Source organism: Pseudomonas sp. G5001 (genome assembly GCF_013385475.1).
In the GTDB taxonomy this organism is placed as follows: domain Bacteria; phylum Pseudomonadota; class Gammaproteobacteria; order Pseudomonadales; family Pseudomonadaceae; genus Aquipseudomonas.
In genome coordinates this window covers 75,427-91,839 of sequence record NZ_JACAPZ010000020.1, presented here as the reverse complement: position 1 = coordinate 91,839, position 16,413 = coordinate 75,427, and the positions used below count along the sequence as shown (strand labels likewise).

Here is a 16,413-nt window from a genome sequence, read left to right as displayed (position 1 = left end):
GTTATTCTTGCTCTGAACTTTTAATTCAATAAGTCAGACGAGGACGCCCTCATGAATACCCTGAAAACCACTGTCGCTGCATTGGCCCTGATCGTTTCCGCCGGCGCGATGGCCGAAGGTGGAGGCGACCGCACCTTCGCCCAATTGATGCAAAACAATGAGCAAGCCATGGCCGCCTACGCCGCCAGAAAGGGCAAGCCTGCGCCCGAGGTGCTGGTGTATCGCTACGGCATGAAGCTGGACATTGCCAAGGTGGTGAATGTCACGCCGCCGATCCGCTCGTGCAGCGCGGTGCCGTCACGCATGACCTACGAAGACTCCACCGGCAAGCTCAACACGCTCCACTACCAAGTGATGGGCATCTGCCGTAACAACGGCAGTTGAGGGGCTGAAAAAATATAGTTGGGCAATGGGCTAAAGCTCTCTTAAGAAAATGCCGGCAGCGCCGATGCAGGTCAGATCCCGCCCTCATTTGCCCACCGGTGCCTCCATGTTCAACACCCGTCTCAAGCAGGAGCTGTCTGCTCTTCGCGAAGAATTATCCAGTTTGCAGCAGGTCAAGGAGAGCCTGGAAAGCGAAATGATGGCCCTGACCCTGGATCCCGAAGGGCGCATCGAATCCGTCAATGCCATCTTCCTTCAAGAGATGGCTTACCAGGCAAGCCAGCTGCAAGGCCGCCTGATCGAGGATCTGGTGCCGGCGCACGTCAAGCACGACACTTTTCAACTGCGCTTCACGAACGCCCTGGTGCGTGGCGAACACTTCGCCGGTTCCGTACGCCTGATGCGCGGCAACGGCAATGAGGCGTGGCTGCGCTCCATCGTGCAACCGGTGCGTGGCAGTGACGGGCGTATCAAGCATATTTCGATGTACTCCAGCGACCTGACCCGCACTATCGAGGCGTCCCGCGAGCACGAAAACCTGATCACCGCGCTGGTGCGTTCCACGGCAGTGATCGAGTTCGACCTCAACGGTAATGTACTGACGGCCAACGACCGTTTTCTCAACGGCATGGGTTACAGCCTGGCGCAGATCCAGGGCAAACATCACCGGATATTCTGTGAGCCGCAGGATGCCGGCAGCGTCGAGTACCAGCAGTTCTGGAAGCGCCTGAACGCCGGTGAATTCGTCGCGGGCCGCTTCAAGCGAGTGGACAGCCACGGGCGGGTGGTGTGGCTGGAGGCTTCGTATAACCCGGTGCTCGACGCCAACGAGCGGCTGTACAAAGTGGTCAAGTTCGCCACGGTGATCACCGACCAGGTCAACCAGGAACAGGCCGTGGCCGACGCGGCCAACATCGCCTACAGCACCTCGCTGCACACCGACAGCAGCGCCCAGCGCGGCACCACCGTGGTCACCCAGGCGGTGGAGGTGATGCGCGACCTGGCCAAGCACATGGAGCAGGCGGGTGAGGGCATTGAAGCGCTGAACGCCCAGTCCCAGGTGATTGGCAGCATCGTCAAGACCATCAGCGGCATCGCCGAGCAGACCAACCTGCTGGCGCTCAACGCCGCCATCGAAGCCGCCCGTGCCGGTGAGCAAGGCCGTGGTTTTGCGGTGGTGGCCGATGAGGTTCGGCAACTGGCGTCGCGTACCAGCAAGGCCACCGAGGAAATCGTCGGCGTGGTGCGCCAGAACCAGGACATGGCCCGCGATGCAGTGGCGCTGATGACCGATGGCCGCCTGCAGGCCGAGCAAGGGCTGGCATTGGCGGCCGAGGCGGGCACGGTGATCGTCGAGATCCAGGACGGCGCCCAGAAAGTGGTCAGCGCTGTAGGGCAATTCGCCAATCAACTGAGCAGCTAGTCACCCGGGCTCATGCTTGAGGTATCGTAGGTTTTTTTTCCGAGCCTTTCGTCCATGAGCCCTAACCATCGCCGTCCCGTCCCGCTGTCCAAGGCCTACCGCTTGCTCAACCACGGCCCGACCGTACTGGTCAGCGCCGCGCACAACGGCCAGCGCAACATCATGGCTGCGGCATGGGCGATGCCGCTGGATTTCGAGCCGCCCAAAGTCGCCGTCGTGCTGGATAAGGCCACCTGGACCCGGCAACTGCTCGAAGGCGCCGGCACTTTCGTGCTCAACGTACCGTGTGCGGCCCAGGCCGATATCGTGCAGACCGTGGGCAACACCACCGGCAGCGAGACCGACAAGTTCGCCGCATATGACTTGCAGACGTTCAGCGGCGAACACGCCGAAGCGCCGATGCTTGAAGGCTGCGTGGCGTGGCTGGAATGCCGCTTGCTGCCGGAACCGCATAACCAGCAGACCTACGATCTGTTCCTCGCCGAAGTGGTGGCCGCCCAGGCTGATGAGCGCGTATTCAGCGACGGTCGCTGGCATTTCGAAGGGCAGGATGCGCTGCGTACCTTGCACCATGTGGCGGGCGGGCATTTCCTGACGATTGGTGAGCCTATTGATGGGCGACAGCTTTAAGCCCAGTGCCAATTCTTCCGGTACAGCCTGGTTTTGTGGCGAGGGAGCTTGCTCCCGCTGGAGCGCGAAGCGGTCCCATTGTTTCCTGCCAATACACTTGGTCGGTAGATATACGACTGCTGCGCAGCCGAGCGGGAGCAAGCTCCCTCGCCACAAAGGTTGTGTTACCACTGGGCTTTGCTGAGTGCCTCGGCAAACGCCATCAACTTCGGCGAGTACTGCCGCGATGGCGGATACACCAGCGATATCGCCCGACTGCGCCCGGCAAATTCCTCCAGCAAGGGCACAAGGCGCCCGGCCGCCAGATCTTCCCGCACCGCAAAGTCCATCACCTGGGCGATGCCGAATCCGCCCAGCGCGCCGTCCACCAGCGCATCGCCGATATCAAAGATCAACCGCCCCTCGACACTCACGTCCTGCACCCTGCCATCGAGCATGAACTGCCAGTCCACCAGCCGGCTGGTGCGCAGGTTGCGCACGGTCAGGCAATTATGGTCCTTGAGTTCATCGACGGTTCGCGGCGTACCAAAACGCGCGAGATAAGCCGGGGCGGCCACGGTGACCCAGCGCAGCGGTGGCAGTGCCCGGGCGATCAGGCGTTGGTCCTGGATGTCGCCGGTGCGCAGCAAGGCATCAAAACCTTCGTCGACGATGTCCACCAGGCGGTCGGTCATTACCGCTTCAATGCGCAGGTCGGGGTATTGCAGGGTCAGCTCGCCGATCACCGGCATCACCACCTTGCGGCCAAACAACGAGGGCGTGCTGATCTTCAGCAAACCGGACGGTGAGGCACGGCGGTCGAGCATTTGCCGCTCGGCTTCGGCCAGTTCCGCCAGCAGCGGCGCGCTGCGTTCATACAACATCTGCCCGTCGGGCGTGAGGCTGACGCTGCGAGTGTTGCGTTGCAGCAGGCGCACGCCCAGCTGGTTTTCCAGTCGGGAAATGGCCCGGGACAAGCCCGATTGGGTCAGCCCCAGGTCTCCGGCGGCGCGAGTGAAACTGCGGGTTTCGGCGACGCGCACCAGCAGGCGAACAGCATTCAGATCCATGATTAAAGTCATTACTGAAAGAGTGATAGGGGTATTTATCATCTGTTGGGCATGAAAGAAACTGGCGCCTCTCATTTTCAGGCAGGACGCTGTGATGTCTTCTTCTCGACCCTCTGGCTGGATGCTGTTGCTGCTGGCAACCGCGCAACTGATCATCGCCCTCGACGCGACCATTGTGTTTGTCGCGCTGCCGCAAATCGGCAGCCACCTGGGGTTTTCTGCCCAGCAATTGCAGTGGGTGGTCAGTGCCTACAGCGTGGCGTTTGGTGGCTTCCTGTTGCTGGGCGGTCGGGCGGCGGACCTGTTGGGCAAGCGGCGCTTGTACATGCTTGGCCAGTCGCTGTATGCGCTGTCTTCCCTGGCGGCGGTGCTCGGTGGCAGCGCCTTGCTGCTGGTGCTGGCGCGGGCGGTGCAGGGTGTGGGTGGGGCGCTGTTGTTCCCGGCCACGCTGGCGCTGATCAACACCCACTACGCCGAAGGGCCCGCGCGTAATCGGGCGTTTGCCGTGTGGAGCGCGGCGTCTGCGGCGGGCCTGGCATTGGGCGCGTTGCTCGGCGGCGTGCTGACCCAGGCCTGGGGCTGGGAAGCGGTGTTCCTGGTGAACGTGCCATTGGCCGGTGCCTGTGCCCTGGCGGCGCGCTACTGGATTCCCGCCGATGGCGAACGGGCCCGCGGGCGCAACTTTGATATCAGCGGTGCGTTGACCGTGACGCTGGGCGGCACCTTGCTGGTGTTCTCCCTGGTGCAGGGGCCGGAGTGGGGCTGGGCGGCGCCGTCGACCCTGGGCTGCATGGTCCTGGCGTTGGTGCTGCTCGGGTTGTTTGGGTGGGTCGAACACCGGGGCCGTGATCCGTTGATGCCGCTACGCTTGTTGGGCTATCGCGAGTTGCGCATGGCCATGGTGTTGACGGCGGTGTTCATGAGCAGCTTTGGCGTGCAGTACTACTTTCTGGCGGTTTACTACCAGCAGGTCTACGGCTACAGCGTGTTGCAGGCGGGGTTGGCGTTTTTGCCGGCGACGCTGGTGTGCACCGCGGGTATCTGGCTGGCGGAGCGTTCATTGGCGCGGCTGGGGTTGCGCAACACCCTGGTCAGCGGCCAGTTGGCGGGCGCGGTGGGTATCGCTTTGGTATGTGTGGCGTTGCCGACGGGGGCGGGGTTCTGGTCGTTGCTGCCGGGGATTTTCATCCTGAGTATTGGCCAGGGCATGACCTGGACGGCGATGTGGGTGGCCGCCGGGCTGGGCATCCGGCCGGGCGAGCAGGGCGTGGCGGCAGGCATGGCGTCCACCAGCCAGCAGATTGGCGGTGCGTTGGGGCTGGCGTTGCTGGTGTCGTTGGCGAACGCCGGTGGGTCGACGGGCGCGGCGCAGGCGGGCGGGATTGAACTGGCGTTGTGGTGGAGCGCGGCGATTGCCCTGGCAGGTGCGGTGCTGGCGTTGGCCCTTAAAGAACGAGCTCCAGCGTCGAATACGATTTCGGCAGCGACATAGTTCAACTGTAGGAGCTGGCTTGCTCGCGAAGGCGGTGGATCAGTCAATGCATTCAGTAGCTGACACACCGCATTCGCGAGCAAGCCCGCTCCCACAGGTTGATCGCATTTCAAGGCGGGATTTCAGCGCCCGAGCATCTTCACCCAGCGCGACGGCGGCATGCCGAAAGTGCTGCGGAACTGGCGGGTCATGTGGCTCTGGTCGGTGAAGCCGGCGGTCAGTGCCGCATCTACCAATGACTGGCCCTGGCCCAGCAGGCTGCGCACCAGGTCCAGGCGGCGCATGGTCAGGTAGCGATAGGGGCTGGTGCCGAACAACAAACGAAAATCCCGCGACAACGCCCAGCGGTCGCGGTTGGCGTATTCCGCCATTTCATCGAGGGTAATCGGCCGTCCCAGGGCACTGTGGATAAATTCCCGTGCGCGCTCGGCGGCCCGGTAGTCGAAGGTCTTGCGATTGACCGTGATGCCCGACGCGTTATTCAGCGCCTGGGCCAAGTCAAACATCGCGTCCTGTTCCTGCAGCGGGTCAATCGGGCAATCCAGGCTTTGCAGCAACACTTCACTGGCGCGGTACAGCCACGGGTCGCTGGACAATCCGCCGGGGATGAACGGTAACGGCTTGCCGCCGAGCACCTGCTGGATCAGCGCCGGCTCCACGTAAATCATCCGGTATTTGAAACCTTCCTCGCTGCCGGCCCAGCCGTCATGCACTTCATCGGGATGGATCACCATGGTCCGCCCCGGCAGGCTGTGGGTCATGCCGCCGCGATAGTGAAAGCTCTGCACACCGAACAGGGTACGGCCGATGGCATAGGTGTCGTGGCGATGGGGGTCGAAGCCAAACCCGGCAAAATACGCCTCGATGCGCTCCAGGCCACTGGCGTGGGGCGCGCGGTGCAGCCAGTCGATATTGGTCGCCATGATGAGTTGTCGCGCAAAGAGATGGAAATACGGTAACCCAGTCTGAATCCGCTGTCTGCCGGGGTCTTGTACGATTGTGCAGGGCGGGTACCGGGCATATGATCCTTATTCCTGCACTGCCCTCGGCGGAATCCCAAATGGAATTGTTCAATCCGGCCTACGCGGCTCCTCTGGTCTCGCTGGCCCTGCTCTGGACCGTCGCGGTCGTCACGCCCGGCCCGAACTTCTTCAACACCGCGCAACTGGCCGCCAGTTGTTCACGCCGCCATGGCGTGGTGGCGTCGGCTGGCGTGGCCACCGGCACCGTGATGTGGGGTCTGGCAGGCGGTTTGGGGATCAAGTCGCTGTTCACCGCAGCACCCATGTTGTACCTGGCGTTCAAGATCATCGGCGGCTGCTACCTGATTTACCTGGGGTTGAAACTGTTCCGGCGCTCGGCACCGTCGATGGCCCAGAACCTGTTGCCCGACGAACCTCGGCGTTCACTGTTCTCCGCCTGGCGCCTGGGTTTGCTGGGCAACCTGTCCAACCCCAAGGCGGCGCTGTTCGTCGCGACGATCTTTGCGTCCACCATGCCGCAGTCACCGTCGCCGACGCTGCTGACCCTGGCCGTGATCACCATGGCGACCTTGTCATTCAGTTGGTACTCCTGCGTGGCACTGGTGTTTTCCAGTGAGCGGATGGCCAACGTCTATGCCCGCTCGCGCAAGTGGCTGGACCGGTTTGCCGGTGGTTGTTATGTGCTGTTCGGGGCCACGCTGGTAGCGAATCGCTGACGGCTCATGGTAAGAAGCCTTACTTTCAAACGTGAGGCCGATCATGAGCAAGCTGCGGGTAGGGATTATTTTTGGTGGCCGTTCGGCCGAGCACGAAGTGTCGCTGCAATCGGCGCGCAACATCGTCGATGCACTGGACCGTTCGCGCTTCGAGCCGATCCTGATCGGCATCGACAAGGCTGGCCACTGGCACCTCAACGACACCACGGGCTTTCTGCTCAACGAAGAAAACCCGGCGCTGATCGCCCTCAATCAATCCAATCGTGAACTGGCCGTGGTGCCGGGCAAGGCCAGCCAGCAACTGGTGGAAACCGCCAGCCAGGCCTCGTTGGAACATGTCGATGTGATCTTCCCGATCGTCCACGGCACCCTCGGCGAAGACGGCTGCCTGCAAGGCCTGCTGCGCATGGCCGACTTGCCGTTTGTCGGCTCCGACGTGCTGGGCTCGGCCGTGTGCATGGACAAGGACATCAGCAAACGCCTGCTGCGCGATGCCGGGATTGCCGTGACGCCGTTCATTACCCTCAACCGTCGCACGGCGGCGCGAACCACCTTCGAACAAGCCCGGCAGAAACTCGGAGTGCCGATGTTCGTGAAACCGGCGAACCAGGGTTCATCCGTGGGCGTGAGCAAGGTGGGCAGCGAGGCTGAATATCATGCCGCCGTAGAACTGGCCCTCGGGTTTGATGAGAAGGTGTTGGTGGAGTCGGCGGTAAAAGGCCGGGAAATCGAATGCGCCGTGTTGGGTAACGAGAATCCCATCGCCAGCGGCTGTGGCGAGATCGTGGTGCGGGACGGTTTCTACTCCTACGACAGCAAATACATCGATGACCAGGCAGCCCAGGTGGTGGTGCCGGCGGATATCAGCGTTGAAGCCAGCGAGCGCATTCGTGCGTTGGCTATCGAAGCGTTTGAAACACTGGGCTGTGCCGGGCTGGCGCGGGTGGATGTGTTTCTGACGGATGAGGGTGAGGTGCTGATCAACGAGATCAACTCGTTGCCGGGCTTTACGCGCATCAGCATGTATCCGAAGCTGTGGCAGGCGGCTGGCATGAGCTACAGCGAGCTGGTGAGCCGGTTGATCGAGCTGGCGCTGGAGCGGCATGCGGGGCGTAAGGGGTTGAAGATCAGCCGGTGATTTTTACGGCGTTAGACTTGGGAGCGCCGATTACTTTTTCATGAGCGACTCCATTGTGGCGAGGGAGCTTGCTCCCGTTGGGCTGCGCAGCAGCCCTGAAACTGAGTTTGGTGCGCTTGCTGAAAAAACGCATCAGCTCATTCTGGGGGCGCTTCGCACCCCAGCGGGAGCAAGCTCCCTCGCCACAAATATGGTGTTGCCGGGGAGGTTGTATTCGGCCGCTTTATCGTTGCGTTTTTCGCGAAATCCACGAATACAACAACGTCTTGCGCTCCGTACTGTCATGGGTCCTTCGGCGGTAACTCGCAAATGCAGGCGAGGTGCAATACGTACACACCTCGCTCACCTCAACCTGCTCAGGTTTTATCCCTGCCGCCTCCAGCAAGATCAGCGCATACCGGCCCAAATCAAACCACGCACTCAACGCCTGCCTGGGTTCTGGCGGCTGAATTTCCGGTGCCAACAACGGCCCCGGCTGCTCAAACGTCCACGGCGCATTTCCATCCCGCCACAAATGCCCCTGGCTCGCCTGCAACTGCGCCACAAACTCGCCACTCACCTCATAACAACACGGCTTGATCGACGGCCCGATCGCAATCCGCAACTGGTCCAACGCCACTCCCTCGGCGGCAAACCGTTGCATGGCATTGGCGATGATCCCGCCTTGCAGCCCCTTCCAGCCGCCATGAATCGCCGCGAAAAATCCCCGCTCTCCGAGGCCATCAGCAACGGTAGGCAATCGGCGGTGATCACCGCAATCGGCTGCACATCCCGGCTGAAAACCCCGTCAGCCTCCACCGTGTTGGGCGTAAGCTCCGGGTGCCATTCAATGGTCGTGGCGCTGTGCACCTGCTTGCAGATGAACACCTCGTCGGGCCGCAATGGATCGTCAATCGTACAAAACCCATGGTCGACGCCAGCCAGGGCGCCGAGGTTATTTGCCTTGTGCACGCGCAGCTCTCCAGTGAGTCAATTCAATCCCCCAACGCTTCGCCTTCACGGCGTGGATCAGCCCCGCCGATCAACGACGCTTTGCCCTGCGCATCGCGCACCCGGACGATCGCCTGGGCGCCGCTGGTCATGTCGATTTCGCTCAGGGCGTGGCCCTTGTCCTTGAGCGCCTGTTTCAGCTGAGCACTGAACAACCCGGCTTCCAGCTCGGTCGCGCCGTTGCGGCTGCCGAAGTTGGGCAGGCCGACGGCCGCTTGCGGGTCGAGGTTCCAGTCGAGCATGGCCACCAGGGATTTGCTCACATATTCGATGATCTGCGAACCGCCCGGCGAACCCACCGTGGCCACCCACTCACCGCTCTGGCGATCAAACACCAGGGTCGGTGCCATCGACGAACGCGGGCGCTTGCCCGGCTCGATCCGGTTGGCCACCGGCTGGCCGTTCTCTTCGGGGATGAAGGAGAAGTCGGTCATCTGGTTATTCAGCAAAAAGCCCTGGACCATTACATGGGAACCGAATGCGGACTCCACCGTGGTGGTCATCGACACCGCACCACCCACGTCATCCACCGCCACCACTTGCGAGGTGGAAATGCGCAACGGCGAGCGATCCGGCGCGTAGGCCACTTCAATTCCCGCAGGCTTGCCCGGCTTGGCGACGCCCATGCTGCGCTCACCAATCAATGCGGCACGGCCGGCCAGATAGTCCGGCGCGACCAGCCCGGCCACCGGCACCGGCACGTAGTCGGAATCCGCCACGTACTGGGCGCGGTCGGCATAGGCCAGGCGGTCGGCCTCGGCGATCAGGTGCACCGCTTCGGGCACCGGTTCCAGGCCGGCCGGGGAGTCGTTCTTCACCGGCTTCAACAGCCCAAGCGTCATACGCGGGTCGCGGGTTTCCAGGGCCTGCAACGTGCCGAGGATCTGCGCAATGGCGATCCCGCCCGACGACGGCGGCGGCATGCCGCAGACTTTCCAGCGTTTGTAGTCGGTGCACAACGGCGCCCGCTCAACTGCGCTGTAGCCCTTGAGGTCGGTCAGCGTCAGGCTGCCGGCGTTGCTGTTGCCTTGCACCTTGCGGGTGATTTCGTCGGCAATCGGGCCGTAGTACAGCGCGTCCGGCCCTTCCTTGGCGATGCGCTTGAACACGTTGGCCAGCGCCGGGTTTTTCAGCAGCGTACCGGTGGCCTTCGGGCTGCCGTCGGCATTCAGGAAGTACGCGGTCATTTCCGGCGAGCGGCTGATGTAGCGGTCAGCGGCAATCAGGCTGTGCAGGCGCGCAGAGATCGGGAAACCCTCTTCGGCCAGGCGAATGGCCGGCTCAAACAGTTTGGCCCATTGCAGGTGGCCGGTCTTTTTATGGGCCATTTCCAGGGCACGCAACACCCCCGGGGTGGCCACCGAACGCCCGCCAATCTGTGCCTGCGGGAACGACATCGGCGTGCCATCGGCGTTGAGGAACAACCGCTCGGTAGCGCCCGCCGGTGCGGTTTCGCGACCGTCGTAGGCGTGCACCTGCTTGCCGTCCCACAGCATGATGAACGCACCGCCGCCGATCCCGGAGGACTGCGGCTCCACCAGGGTCAGCACGGCCTGCATGGCAATCGCGGCGTCGATGGCCGAGCCGCCCTTGCGCAATATCTCGCGCCCGGCTTCGGCGGCCAGCGGGTTGGCGGCGGCGGCCATGTGGCGCTCGGCGTGGCGGGGGCTCATGTCGGTGCGATAGCCCGAGCCGAGCTCCGGGGCGGGCGGCAGTTCCGGCGCGGTAGCGCTGTGGCAGGCGGCGAGGGTGAGGGCGGCGGTGATCAGCGAGAGGGTGAAAAGGCGTTGGCGGTGAAAAATCGAAAACACGCGATGACTCCGTTCATTTGAGAATGATCTGTTGTCCGTGGGGAGGGAATGTACCTCAGTGGTTTGCAGGTTGGGAGATTGATCTGTATTTAGTTGTGCGGTACAACTATATCCTTCGTCATTCGGGCAAGAGGTTTCCCCCCGTGAACCGTTCCAAGCCAGACCTTATCGATCAGATCCGCTGTGCCTCGCGTCTTATGGTGCGAGAGCTGGGCTTCATGCAGCCGAAGTTGGCGGCCAGCAGTTACCCACCGTCATCGGTGCACACGATTGTTGAAATCGGCGAGCGTGGCGCGCTGACAGCGGCTGAACTGGTCATGTTGCTGGGGCTGGAAAAGTCGTCGGTGAGCCGCATGGTGCGCAAGCTGGTCGAGGCGGGCGAGCTGGAAGAGTTTGCCAACGAGGACGATGCCCGTTCGAAAAAGCTGCGGCTCACCACACGAGGCCAGAAGACGTTACGCGACATCGAAACGTTTGCCCGGCGCCAGGTGGGCGAGGCGATTGGCGACTTGTCCAGCGAACAGCAACAGGCCGTCAGCCGCGGGCTCGATCAATACGCCGCAGCCCTGCAAACCCAACGTACTGGCGCCCGGCAGCCGAGGCACTACCGCATTGCCCATGGCTACCGGCCAGGCATCATCGGGCGTATCGCGCAGATCCACGCCGAGTACTACGCCCAGCATGCGAATTTTGGCCAGCCGTTTGAAAGCCTGGTGGCGGCGGACATGGCCGAGTTGATGGGGCGCCTGGCCAACCCGCGCAACCAAGTCTGGGCAGTGCTGGACGCAGAGCAGATCGTCGGTTCGATCGCGATTGATGGCGAGGGCGAAAACGGCGAGGCGATCCTGCGCTGCTTCATCCTCGACCCGTCGGCTCACGGCCAGGGCTTGGGTAAACGGTTGTTGCAAGAGGCGCTGGATTTCTGTGACGGGCACCGGTTCCCGGCGGTGCGGCTGTGGACGTTCAAGGGCCTGGATGTGGCGCGCAAGCTCTATGAAAACGCGGGCTTTGTGCTGGAGTCGGAACAGGAGGGGCAGCAGTGGGGCAAATCGGTGGTGGAGCAGTGTTTTGTGCGGCACGCTGTTTGACGCAACAGCGCCCCATGTCACGGGGCGCTGGCGCCTGGCCGGTTAGAAGTCCCAGCGCGTGGTGAGCATCACGTTGCGCGGGGTGCCGTAATAGGCCGTGTTATAGAAGCCGATGTTGGTGTAGTACTGCTTGTCGAATAGGTTGTTGACGTTCAGCGTCGCGGAAAGATGTTCGCTGACCTGATACTTGGCCATCGCGTCCACCACCCAATACGCTTCCTGCGAGAACTCTTCGTTTTGCGCCTTGGGCCGGTTGTACACCACTTGCCAGCTTCTGCTCTGCCAGCGCGCGCCGCCGCCGACGGTCAGGCGGTCCAGCGGGCCCTTGAGTTTGTACGAGGTGAAGAAACTGAGCTGGTCCTCCGGCTCCCAGGTCGAAGCCTTGTCGCCATGCTCATCCCGCAGGATCTTGTGGGTGTAGCCGGCCTGGGCCTGCCAGCCCGGCGCCAGCTCGCCGGACATCTCGGCCTCGAAACCCTTGGTTTTGGCCTTGATGCCTTTCTCGGCATACCCGAGGGATGGGTTGGTCGGCGCGGCGTTGTATTCGGCGTCCGGCTCCGCACGGTTGGTTTCGTGCACTTCGAAGTAGGCCATGCTGGTGTTGAGCCGGCCCTCGAAGAACTCACCCTTGAGGCCGGTCTCGTAGTTCTTGCCTTCATCCGGTTCCAGCAATTTGTTGTTGCGGTCGCGGCTGTAGGTCGTCGGCATGAAGATGTCGGTGTAGCTGGCATACGCGGTGAAGTTGTCGTTCAGGTCGTAGGTGACCCCGGCGTAGGGCACCAGCTTGCCGGTCTCGGTGGAGTCGTCTTCGCCACGCAATTTGTAGTTGGCCACGCGGCTGCCGAGGAACAGGTTCAGGTCATCCATGAGGTTGAAACGTGCGGCCATATAGCCTGCGGATTGGCGGGTCGTGGCATCGATGATCCGTGTCGGTTCACCCCAGTTCGGCTCCGGAGCGTTGCCATCGAAGTTCCAGAAATCGATCTCGTTGTTGCCCACATAAGTGGGGGCGCCGTAGTCCTTTCCGGTCCAGTGGGAGTTCGAGGCCGACGCGCCAATCACCAATTCATGGGTACGGCCCAGCAGGCTGAACGGACCGCTGGCGTAGACATCGCCCGAGTCGGCGCGGGTGTTGCCGGTGAACTTGTTCGCGTACAGGGACGACAGTCCGGTGGCGGGGAACGGGCCACTCATGATCGAGCCCAGGGGCGCGTCGTAGCCCATGAGTTGGTGGGTGTATTGGCCCTTGATCACCCAGCCATTGTCGAAGTTGTGTTCCAGGGTGGAGAACACGCTGCGGGAGTACTGCTCCCAGCGGCTCCACTTGGCGCCGTTGTTGTAGGAGCGTTTTACATCGATGCGGTTGCCGTTGCGATCGAACAGCGCACGGCTGCCGGACCAGCCCGAGCCTTGCGGGTCGCTGTCCAGGTAATCGAAACCGACGGTGAGCAGGGTGTCGTCGGTCAGGTCGGCTTCCAGCGTGCCGAAATACACATTGGTGCTGCGCTGGTAGTGGTCCATGAACGAGTGCTTGTCCTGGTACGCCGCCACCGCACGCCCGCGCACGTTGCCGCTGTCGGTCAGCGGGCCACTCACGTCGATCTGGGAACGATAGTTGTCCCAGCTGCCGGCGCCGAGTTCGACGCTGGCCTTGAAGTCCCGCGTGGGCTTTTTGCGGATCAGGTTGATCGTCGCGCCAGGGGCGCCGGCGCCGGTCAGCAGTCCGGTGGCACCCTTGAGGATTTCCACGCGGTCATAGATCGCCATGTCGCTGAGGGTCTGGCTGGACGAGTAGGCGGAGTTGCGCAGGGTCGGGATGCCGTCGTACTGGAAGTTTTCCACCGAGAAGCCGCGGGCGTAGTAATTGTTACGCTCGCTGTCGAAGGTCGACACGGTGATGCCCGGTGTATGGCGCATCACGTCGTCGATCGAAGTGAGCGCGAAGTCATCCATATGCTGGCGCGTGATCACGGTGATCGACTGCGGGGTTTCCCGTGGGGTCAGCACCATGCGCGTGGCGGTGGCGATGGTGCCCGGGGTGTAGGAACCGCTGCCCTCAGTGATGGTGCCCAACTGATTCGCGGTGATCTCTGTGGCACCCAGCGACAGCGCGCCGCCGGCCACCGGCAGGCTTTCCAACTGGTAGCCATCGGCATTGCCGCGTGCTGCGAAGCCGGTGCCGGCCAGCACCTGCGCGAACCCGTCCTCCACGTTGTAGCTGCCGCGCACGCCGGGGCTGTCCAACCCGGCCACTTGTTGCGACAGGAACGAGATCGGCACGCCGGCGGCCTGGGCGTAACGCGTCAGCACGTCACCGAGTTTTCCGGGGGCGATGTCGAACGCCTGTACCTGCTGCTGCGCGTAGGCCAGGCCCGGCACCGCCAGGGGCAGGCAGCCAAGCAACAGTCGACTGGCCAGCAACAGGCCGCCGCGTGTGGGGGTTGAAGACATGTTATCGGTGCTCCTTTGGATGTTGGCCAAGGAAAGGACGCGGCAAAACCGAAAACACGCAACGGTGCGTAAGAATTATCCGGCGGGGGATTTCAGGCGCACACGTGTGAGCCACGGGGTGTAGGTGTTGACTTCAATCGGCAGGGTGCGTGTGAGCAGGCGCAATGCGCGGTCGCTGTCGTCCGTCGGCAGCATCACCGTCACCCGAATGCCTTGCAGCGCCTGGCGATCGAACATCAGCACACCCGGGCGATGCCGCGCCAGGCGCTCAAGTACATCCGCCAGCGGCTCGTCGTTGGCCAGCAACTGGTGGGCCGTCCAGGCTTGCTGCTGCGCTTGCACATCAACGCTTTTCGGCGTGCCGGGCCCGCTTGCATCCAGGCGCACCTGCTCGCCGGGGCCGAGGGTAATCGTATGCCCGGCACTGTCGATGCGGGTCGAGGATTCGAGCATCTTGACCACGGTGGCGGTGTCGCTGAGTTCGACGATAAAACGCGTGCCCAGGGCGCGAATGCTGCCCTGCGGGGTGTCGACATAAAACGGGCGCTGGGTGTCCTTGGCCACTGTTACCAGAATCTCACCATGCAGCAGTTGCACGCGGCGCTGGCTGGCGTCCAGGTGCAGGTTCACCGCAGAGCTGCCTTCCAGTTGCAGGTCGCTGCCGTCGGCCAGCAGCGTCTGGCGCCATTGGCCACGGTCGGTGCTCAGGTCGGCGAACAGATAGCCACGTTGCTCGTACTGGTACGCCGGCACCCCCGCGAGCAGCAGGGCCAGGGCGAGACACTTGACCAGCGTTGCCCCTTGGCGAGGCTGCCGGGCCCGGCGCAATGCGGCACGGGCCGGGGCTTGTTTGAGAGGCAGCAAGTGGCCCTGAAGGCGGGCAATGGCTTGCGGGTGCTGCGGGTCGGCGGCCAGCCAGGTGCGAAACGCCTGTTCGCTGGCGTCGTTGCCTTCGTGATCCAGCCGCACCAGCCATTCGGCAGCCTGGCGCAGCACTGCGTGGGGCAGAGGCTGGTTCATGGCTGGGCGCACGCATCACACGCCAGCAAGGCTTCCACCAGATCGTTCTGTACCGTGCGCACCGAGACCCCGAGGCGCTGGGCGATTTGCGCCTGGTCCAGGCCTTCGAGGTAACGCAGGATGAAGGTGTCGCGTATCCGCTTGTTCATGCGCGCCAAGGCCCGATCAATCGCTTCAAGCATTTGCGCGGCTTGCAGGATCTGCTCCGGCGAAGGCGCCTGTTCAAGGTACGCGGCGCAGCGTTCGAGCTCTTCGCGGTAGGCCTGTTCCAGGCGTCGGCGGCGGCCATTGTCCATCAGCAACCGGCGCGCGATGGTGGCCAGATAAGCCCGTGGCTCACCCGGCGCCACGTAAGTACCCGATGCCAGCAAGCGTACGAAAGTGTCTTGCGCCACGTCGGCCGCCTGATGGGAGCAATGCACGCGACGCCGCAACCAGGTCAACAACCAGCCGTGGTAGCCGCGGTACAGCGCATCGAGCGTAGGAGCGTCGGTGGGCGAAGACAGCTTCATGAGAGAGAGTCGTAAGTGAGAATTAATCCCATTCTAGTGGTTTAAAACTTCGGGCTGCAATAGACGGTCGCTTGCCGGATTGATCAGTGCCGTTAACACATGGTCCGCCCAGACCCCGTTGATCCTCAGATACGCCCGCGCCTCGCCCTCTTTTTCAAACCCCAGCCGTGCCAGCAGGCGCGCACTGCGCTCATTCTCTGGGCGGTAGTTGGCCATGATTCGGTGCAGCTGCATTTCATCGAATACATGGGCAATCGCCGCCGTCAGCGCTTCGTGCATCAAGCCTTGGCCTTGGGCGGATTCAGCCAGGGCATAACCCAAGTGACAGGCCTGAAACGCACCGCGCACGATGTTGCTGAAGTTGCAGGCGCCGATGATTTGGTCCTGGCTGAATATCAGCAGGTGCAACGCTTCGCCGCTGGCGGTTTTGTCGGCCATGTCGTGGAGGCGTTCGGTGATGGCGTCCAGTTCAAAAAAGGCGTCGTCACGCGAAGGCTCCCAAGGCTGCAGAAAGGCGCGATTTTGCAGCAGGTACATTTGCAGGGCGCGAGCGTGGGAAGGGTGGGCGCCCAGCAGTAAGAGGCGGTCAGTGCTGATGCCGGTAGCGGGGAATGTCATGCGTCACCTTCTTGTGGTTTGCCAGCCGGGCTATCCTGCCGCTTCAGTCGTACAGAATCCAGCCAGGCTGGCATTCACATAATTCTTACCCGGGCACAGCTATGATGC

Annotated in this window: 14 protein-coding genes and 2 pseudogenes; 8 read left to right on the top strand and 8 right to left on the bottom strand. The window is 62.7% G+C overall.

The genetic code is table 11. From position 1 onward, the window contains the following. Positions 1 to 51: 51 nt before the first annotated feature. The 4 genes and pseudogenes from HX805_RS18475 (at position 52) to HX805_RS18465 (ending at position 2,437) form a co-directional block, all read left to right on the top strand. A complete protein-coding gene (locus tag HX805_RS18475; RefSeq protein ID WP_087693789.1) occupies positions 52 to 384 on the top strand; it encodes a DUF2790 domain-containing protein in 333 nt (110 codons plus the stop codon). 49 nt (positions 385 to 433) lie between these two features. After that, a pseudogene (locus HX805_RS32625) lies at positions 434 to 1,267 on the top strand (PAS domain-containing protein); the annotation flags it as partial. Positions 1,268 to 1,375: 108 nt separating this feature from the next. Continuing rightward, positions 1,376 to 1,807, top strand: a complete 432-nt coding sequence (locus HX805_RS32620) for a methyl-accepting chemotaxis protein (protein ID WP_371132413.1) — start codon at positions 1,376 to 1,378, stop codon at positions 1,805 to 1,807. A gap of 54 nt (positions 1,808 to 1,861) precedes the next feature. Next, complete coding sequence (locus HX805_RS18465; protein ID WP_177081283.1) at positions 1,862 to 2,437, top strand: flavin reductase family protein; 576 nt, start codon at positions 1,862 to 1,864, stop codon at positions 2,435 to 2,437. 164 nt (positions 2,438 to 2,601) lie between these two features. Here the strand turns inward: HX805_RS18465 and HX805_RS18460 are convergent, their stop codons facing one another. Continuing rightward, positions 2,602 to 3,486 (bottom strand): LysR family transcriptional regulator, encoded by an 885-nt coding sequence (locus HX805_RS18460; RefSeq protein ID WP_177081285.1) that lies wholly within the window; start codon positions 3,484 to 3,486, stop codon positions 2,602 to 2,604. Between the two features lie 121 nt (positions 3,487 to 3,607). Here HX805_RS18460 and HX805_RS18455 point away from each other — a divergent pair, with 121 nt between their 5' ends. Next, the gene (locus HX805_RS18455; RefSeq protein WP_218167388.1) at positions 3,608 to 4,978 is read left to right on the top strand and encodes an MFS transporter; all 1,371 of its coding nucleotides are present in this window, start codon (positions 3,608 to 3,610) and stop codon (positions 4,976 to 4,978) included. 122 nt (positions 4,979 to 5,100) lie between these two features. Here HX805_RS18455 and HX805_RS18450 read toward each other — a convergent pair whose 3' ends face one another. Beyond that, complete coding sequence (locus tag HX805_RS18450; protein WP_003214430.1) at positions 5,101 to 5,901, bottom strand: AraC family transcriptional regulator; 801 nt, start codon at positions 5,899 to 5,901, stop codon at positions 5,101 to 5,103. A 137-nt stretch (positions 5,902 to 6,038) separates the two neighbouring features. Here HX805_RS18450 and HX805_RS18445 point away from each other — a divergent pair, with 137 nt between their 5' ends. Together HX805_RS18445 and ddlA are read left to right on the top strand one after the other, a co-directional pair. After that, positions 6,039 to 6,677 (top strand): LysE family translocator, encoded by a 639-nt coding sequence (locus tag HX805_RS18445; RefSeq protein ID WP_008437491.1) that lies wholly within the window; start codon positions 6,039 to 6,041, stop codon positions 6,675 to 6,677. A 43-nt stretch (positions 6,678 to 6,720) separates the two neighbouring features. Beyond that, positions 6,721 to 7,815 carry a D-alanine--D-alanine ligase gene (gene ddlA / locus HX805_RS18440; RefSeq protein WP_177117158.1) on the top strand — a complete coding sequence of 365 codons (1,095 nt, stop codon included), beginning with the start codon at positions 6,721 to 6,723 and terminating at the stop codon, positions 7,813 to 7,815. Between the two features lie 223 nt (positions 7,816 to 8,038). On the opposite strand, the pseudogene HX805_RS18435 reads toward ddlA, so the two are convergent. Both HX805_RS18435 and ggt read right to left on the bottom strand, forming a co-directional pair. After that, positions 8,039 to 8,766 (bottom strand): annotated as a pseudogene (locus HX805_RS18435) (polyphenol oxidase family protein). 23 nt (positions 8,767 to 8,789) lie between these two features. Then, complete coding sequence (gene ggt / locus HX805_RS18430) at positions 8,790 to 10,616, bottom strand: gamma-glutamyltransferase (RefSeq protein ID WP_177117157.1); 1,827 nt, start codon at positions 10,614 to 10,616, stop codon at positions 8,790 to 8,792. Between the two features lie 197 nt (positions 10,617 to 10,813). On the opposite strand from ggt, the gene HX805_RS18425 reads away from it, so the two are divergent. After that, positions 10,814 to 11,704 carry a bifunctional helix-turn-helix transcriptional regulator/GNAT family N-acetyltransferase gene (locus HX805_RS18425; RefSeq protein ID WP_218167386.1) on the top strand — a complete coding sequence of 297 codons (891 nt, stop codon included), beginning with the start codon at positions 10,814 to 10,816 and terminating at the stop codon, positions 11,702 to 11,704. Between the two features lie 42 nt (positions 11,705 to 11,746). Here HX805_RS18425 and HX805_RS18420 read toward each other — a convergent pair whose 3' ends face one another. The 4 genes from HX805_RS18420 to rimJ all read right to left on the bottom strand — a co-directional run bounded on the left by HX805_RS18420 (position 11,747) and on the right by rimJ (position 16,305). After that, complete coding sequence (locus tag HX805_RS18420) at positions 11,747 to 14,155, bottom strand: TonB-dependent siderophore receptor (protein WP_087693778.1); 2,409 nt, start codon at positions 14,153 to 14,155, stop codon at positions 11,747 to 11,749. 75 nt (positions 14,156 to 14,230) lie between these two features. Next, complete coding sequence (locus HX805_RS18415; protein WP_177117155.1) at positions 14,231 to 15,175, bottom strand: FecR domain-containing protein; 945 nt, start codon at positions 15,173 to 15,175, stop codon at positions 14,231 to 14,233. Further along, complete coding sequence (locus tag HX805_RS18410) at positions 15,172 to 15,687, bottom strand: sigma-70 family RNA polymerase sigma factor (RefSeq protein WP_087693776.1); 516 nt, start codon at positions 15,685 to 15,687, stop codon at positions 15,172 to 15,174. Before HX805_RS18410 ends, HX805_RS18415 begins: the two co-directional genes overlap by 4 nt. A 33-nt stretch (positions 15,688 to 15,720) precedes the next feature. After that, positions 15,721 to 16,305 (bottom strand): ribosomal protein S5-alanine N-acetyltransferase, encoded by a 585-nt coding sequence (rimJ, locus tag HX805_RS18405; protein WP_177117154.1) that lies wholly within the window; start codon positions 16,303 to 16,305, stop codon positions 15,721 to 15,723. Positions 16,306 to 16,413 lie beyond the last annotated feature (108 nt).

Excerpts from the sequence above, each read along its gene's own strand:
- HX805_RS18475 (WP_087693789.1), top strand. The coding sequence starts at position 52 with ATGAATACCCTGAAAACCACTGTCGCTGCATTGGCCCTGATCGTTTCC.
- HX805_RS18425 (WP_218167386.1), top strand. The coding sequence starts at position 10,814 with ATGGTGCGAGAGCTGGGCTTCATGCAGCCGAAGTTGGCGGCCAGCAGT.
- HX805_RS32620 (WP_371132413.1), top strand. The coding sequence starts at position 1,376 with ATGCGCGACCTGGCCAAGCACATGGAGCAGGCGGGTGAGGGCATTGAA.
- HX805_RS18455 (WP_218167388.1), top strand. The coding sequence starts at position 3,608 with ATGCTGTTGCTGCTGGCAACCGCGCAACTGATCATCGCCCTCGACGCG.
- HX805_RS18415 (WP_177117155.1), bottom strand. The coding sequence starts at position 15,175 with ATGAACCAGCCTCTGCCCCACGCAGTGCTGCGCCAGGCTGCCGAATGG.
- ddlA (WP_177117158.1), top strand. The coding sequence starts at position 6,721 with ATGAGCAAGCTGCGGGTAGGGATTATTTTTGGTGGCCGTTCGGCCGAG.
- HX805_RS18420 (WP_087693778.1), bottom strand. The coding sequence starts at position 14,155 with ATGTCTTCAACCCCCACACGCGGCGGCCTGTTGCTGGCCAGTCGACTG.
- HX805_RS18465 (WP_177081283.1), top strand. The coding sequence starts at position 1,862 with ATGAGCCCTAACCATCGCCGTCCCGTCCCGCTGTCCAAGGCCTACCGC.
- HX805_RS18460 (WP_177081285.1), bottom strand. The coding sequence starts at position 3,486 with ATGGATCTGAATGCTGTTCGCCTGCTGGTGCGCGTCGCCGAAACCCGC.
- HX805_RS18450 (WP_003214430.1), bottom strand. The coding sequence starts at position 5,901 with ATGGCGACCAATATCGACTGGCTGCACCGCGCGCCCCACGCCAGTGGC.
- HX805_RS18410 (WP_087693776.1), bottom strand. The coding sequence starts at position 15,687 with ATGAAGCTGTCTTCGCCCACCGACGCTCCTACGCTCGATGCGCTGTAC.
- HX805_RS18445 (WP_008437491.1), top strand. The coding sequence starts at position 6,039 with ATGGAATTGTTCAATCCGGCCTACGCGGCTCCTCTGGTCTCGCTGGCC.
- rimJ (WP_177117154.1), bottom strand. The coding sequence starts at position 16,305 with ATGACATTCCCCGCTACCGGCATCAGCACTGACCGCCTCTTACTGCTG.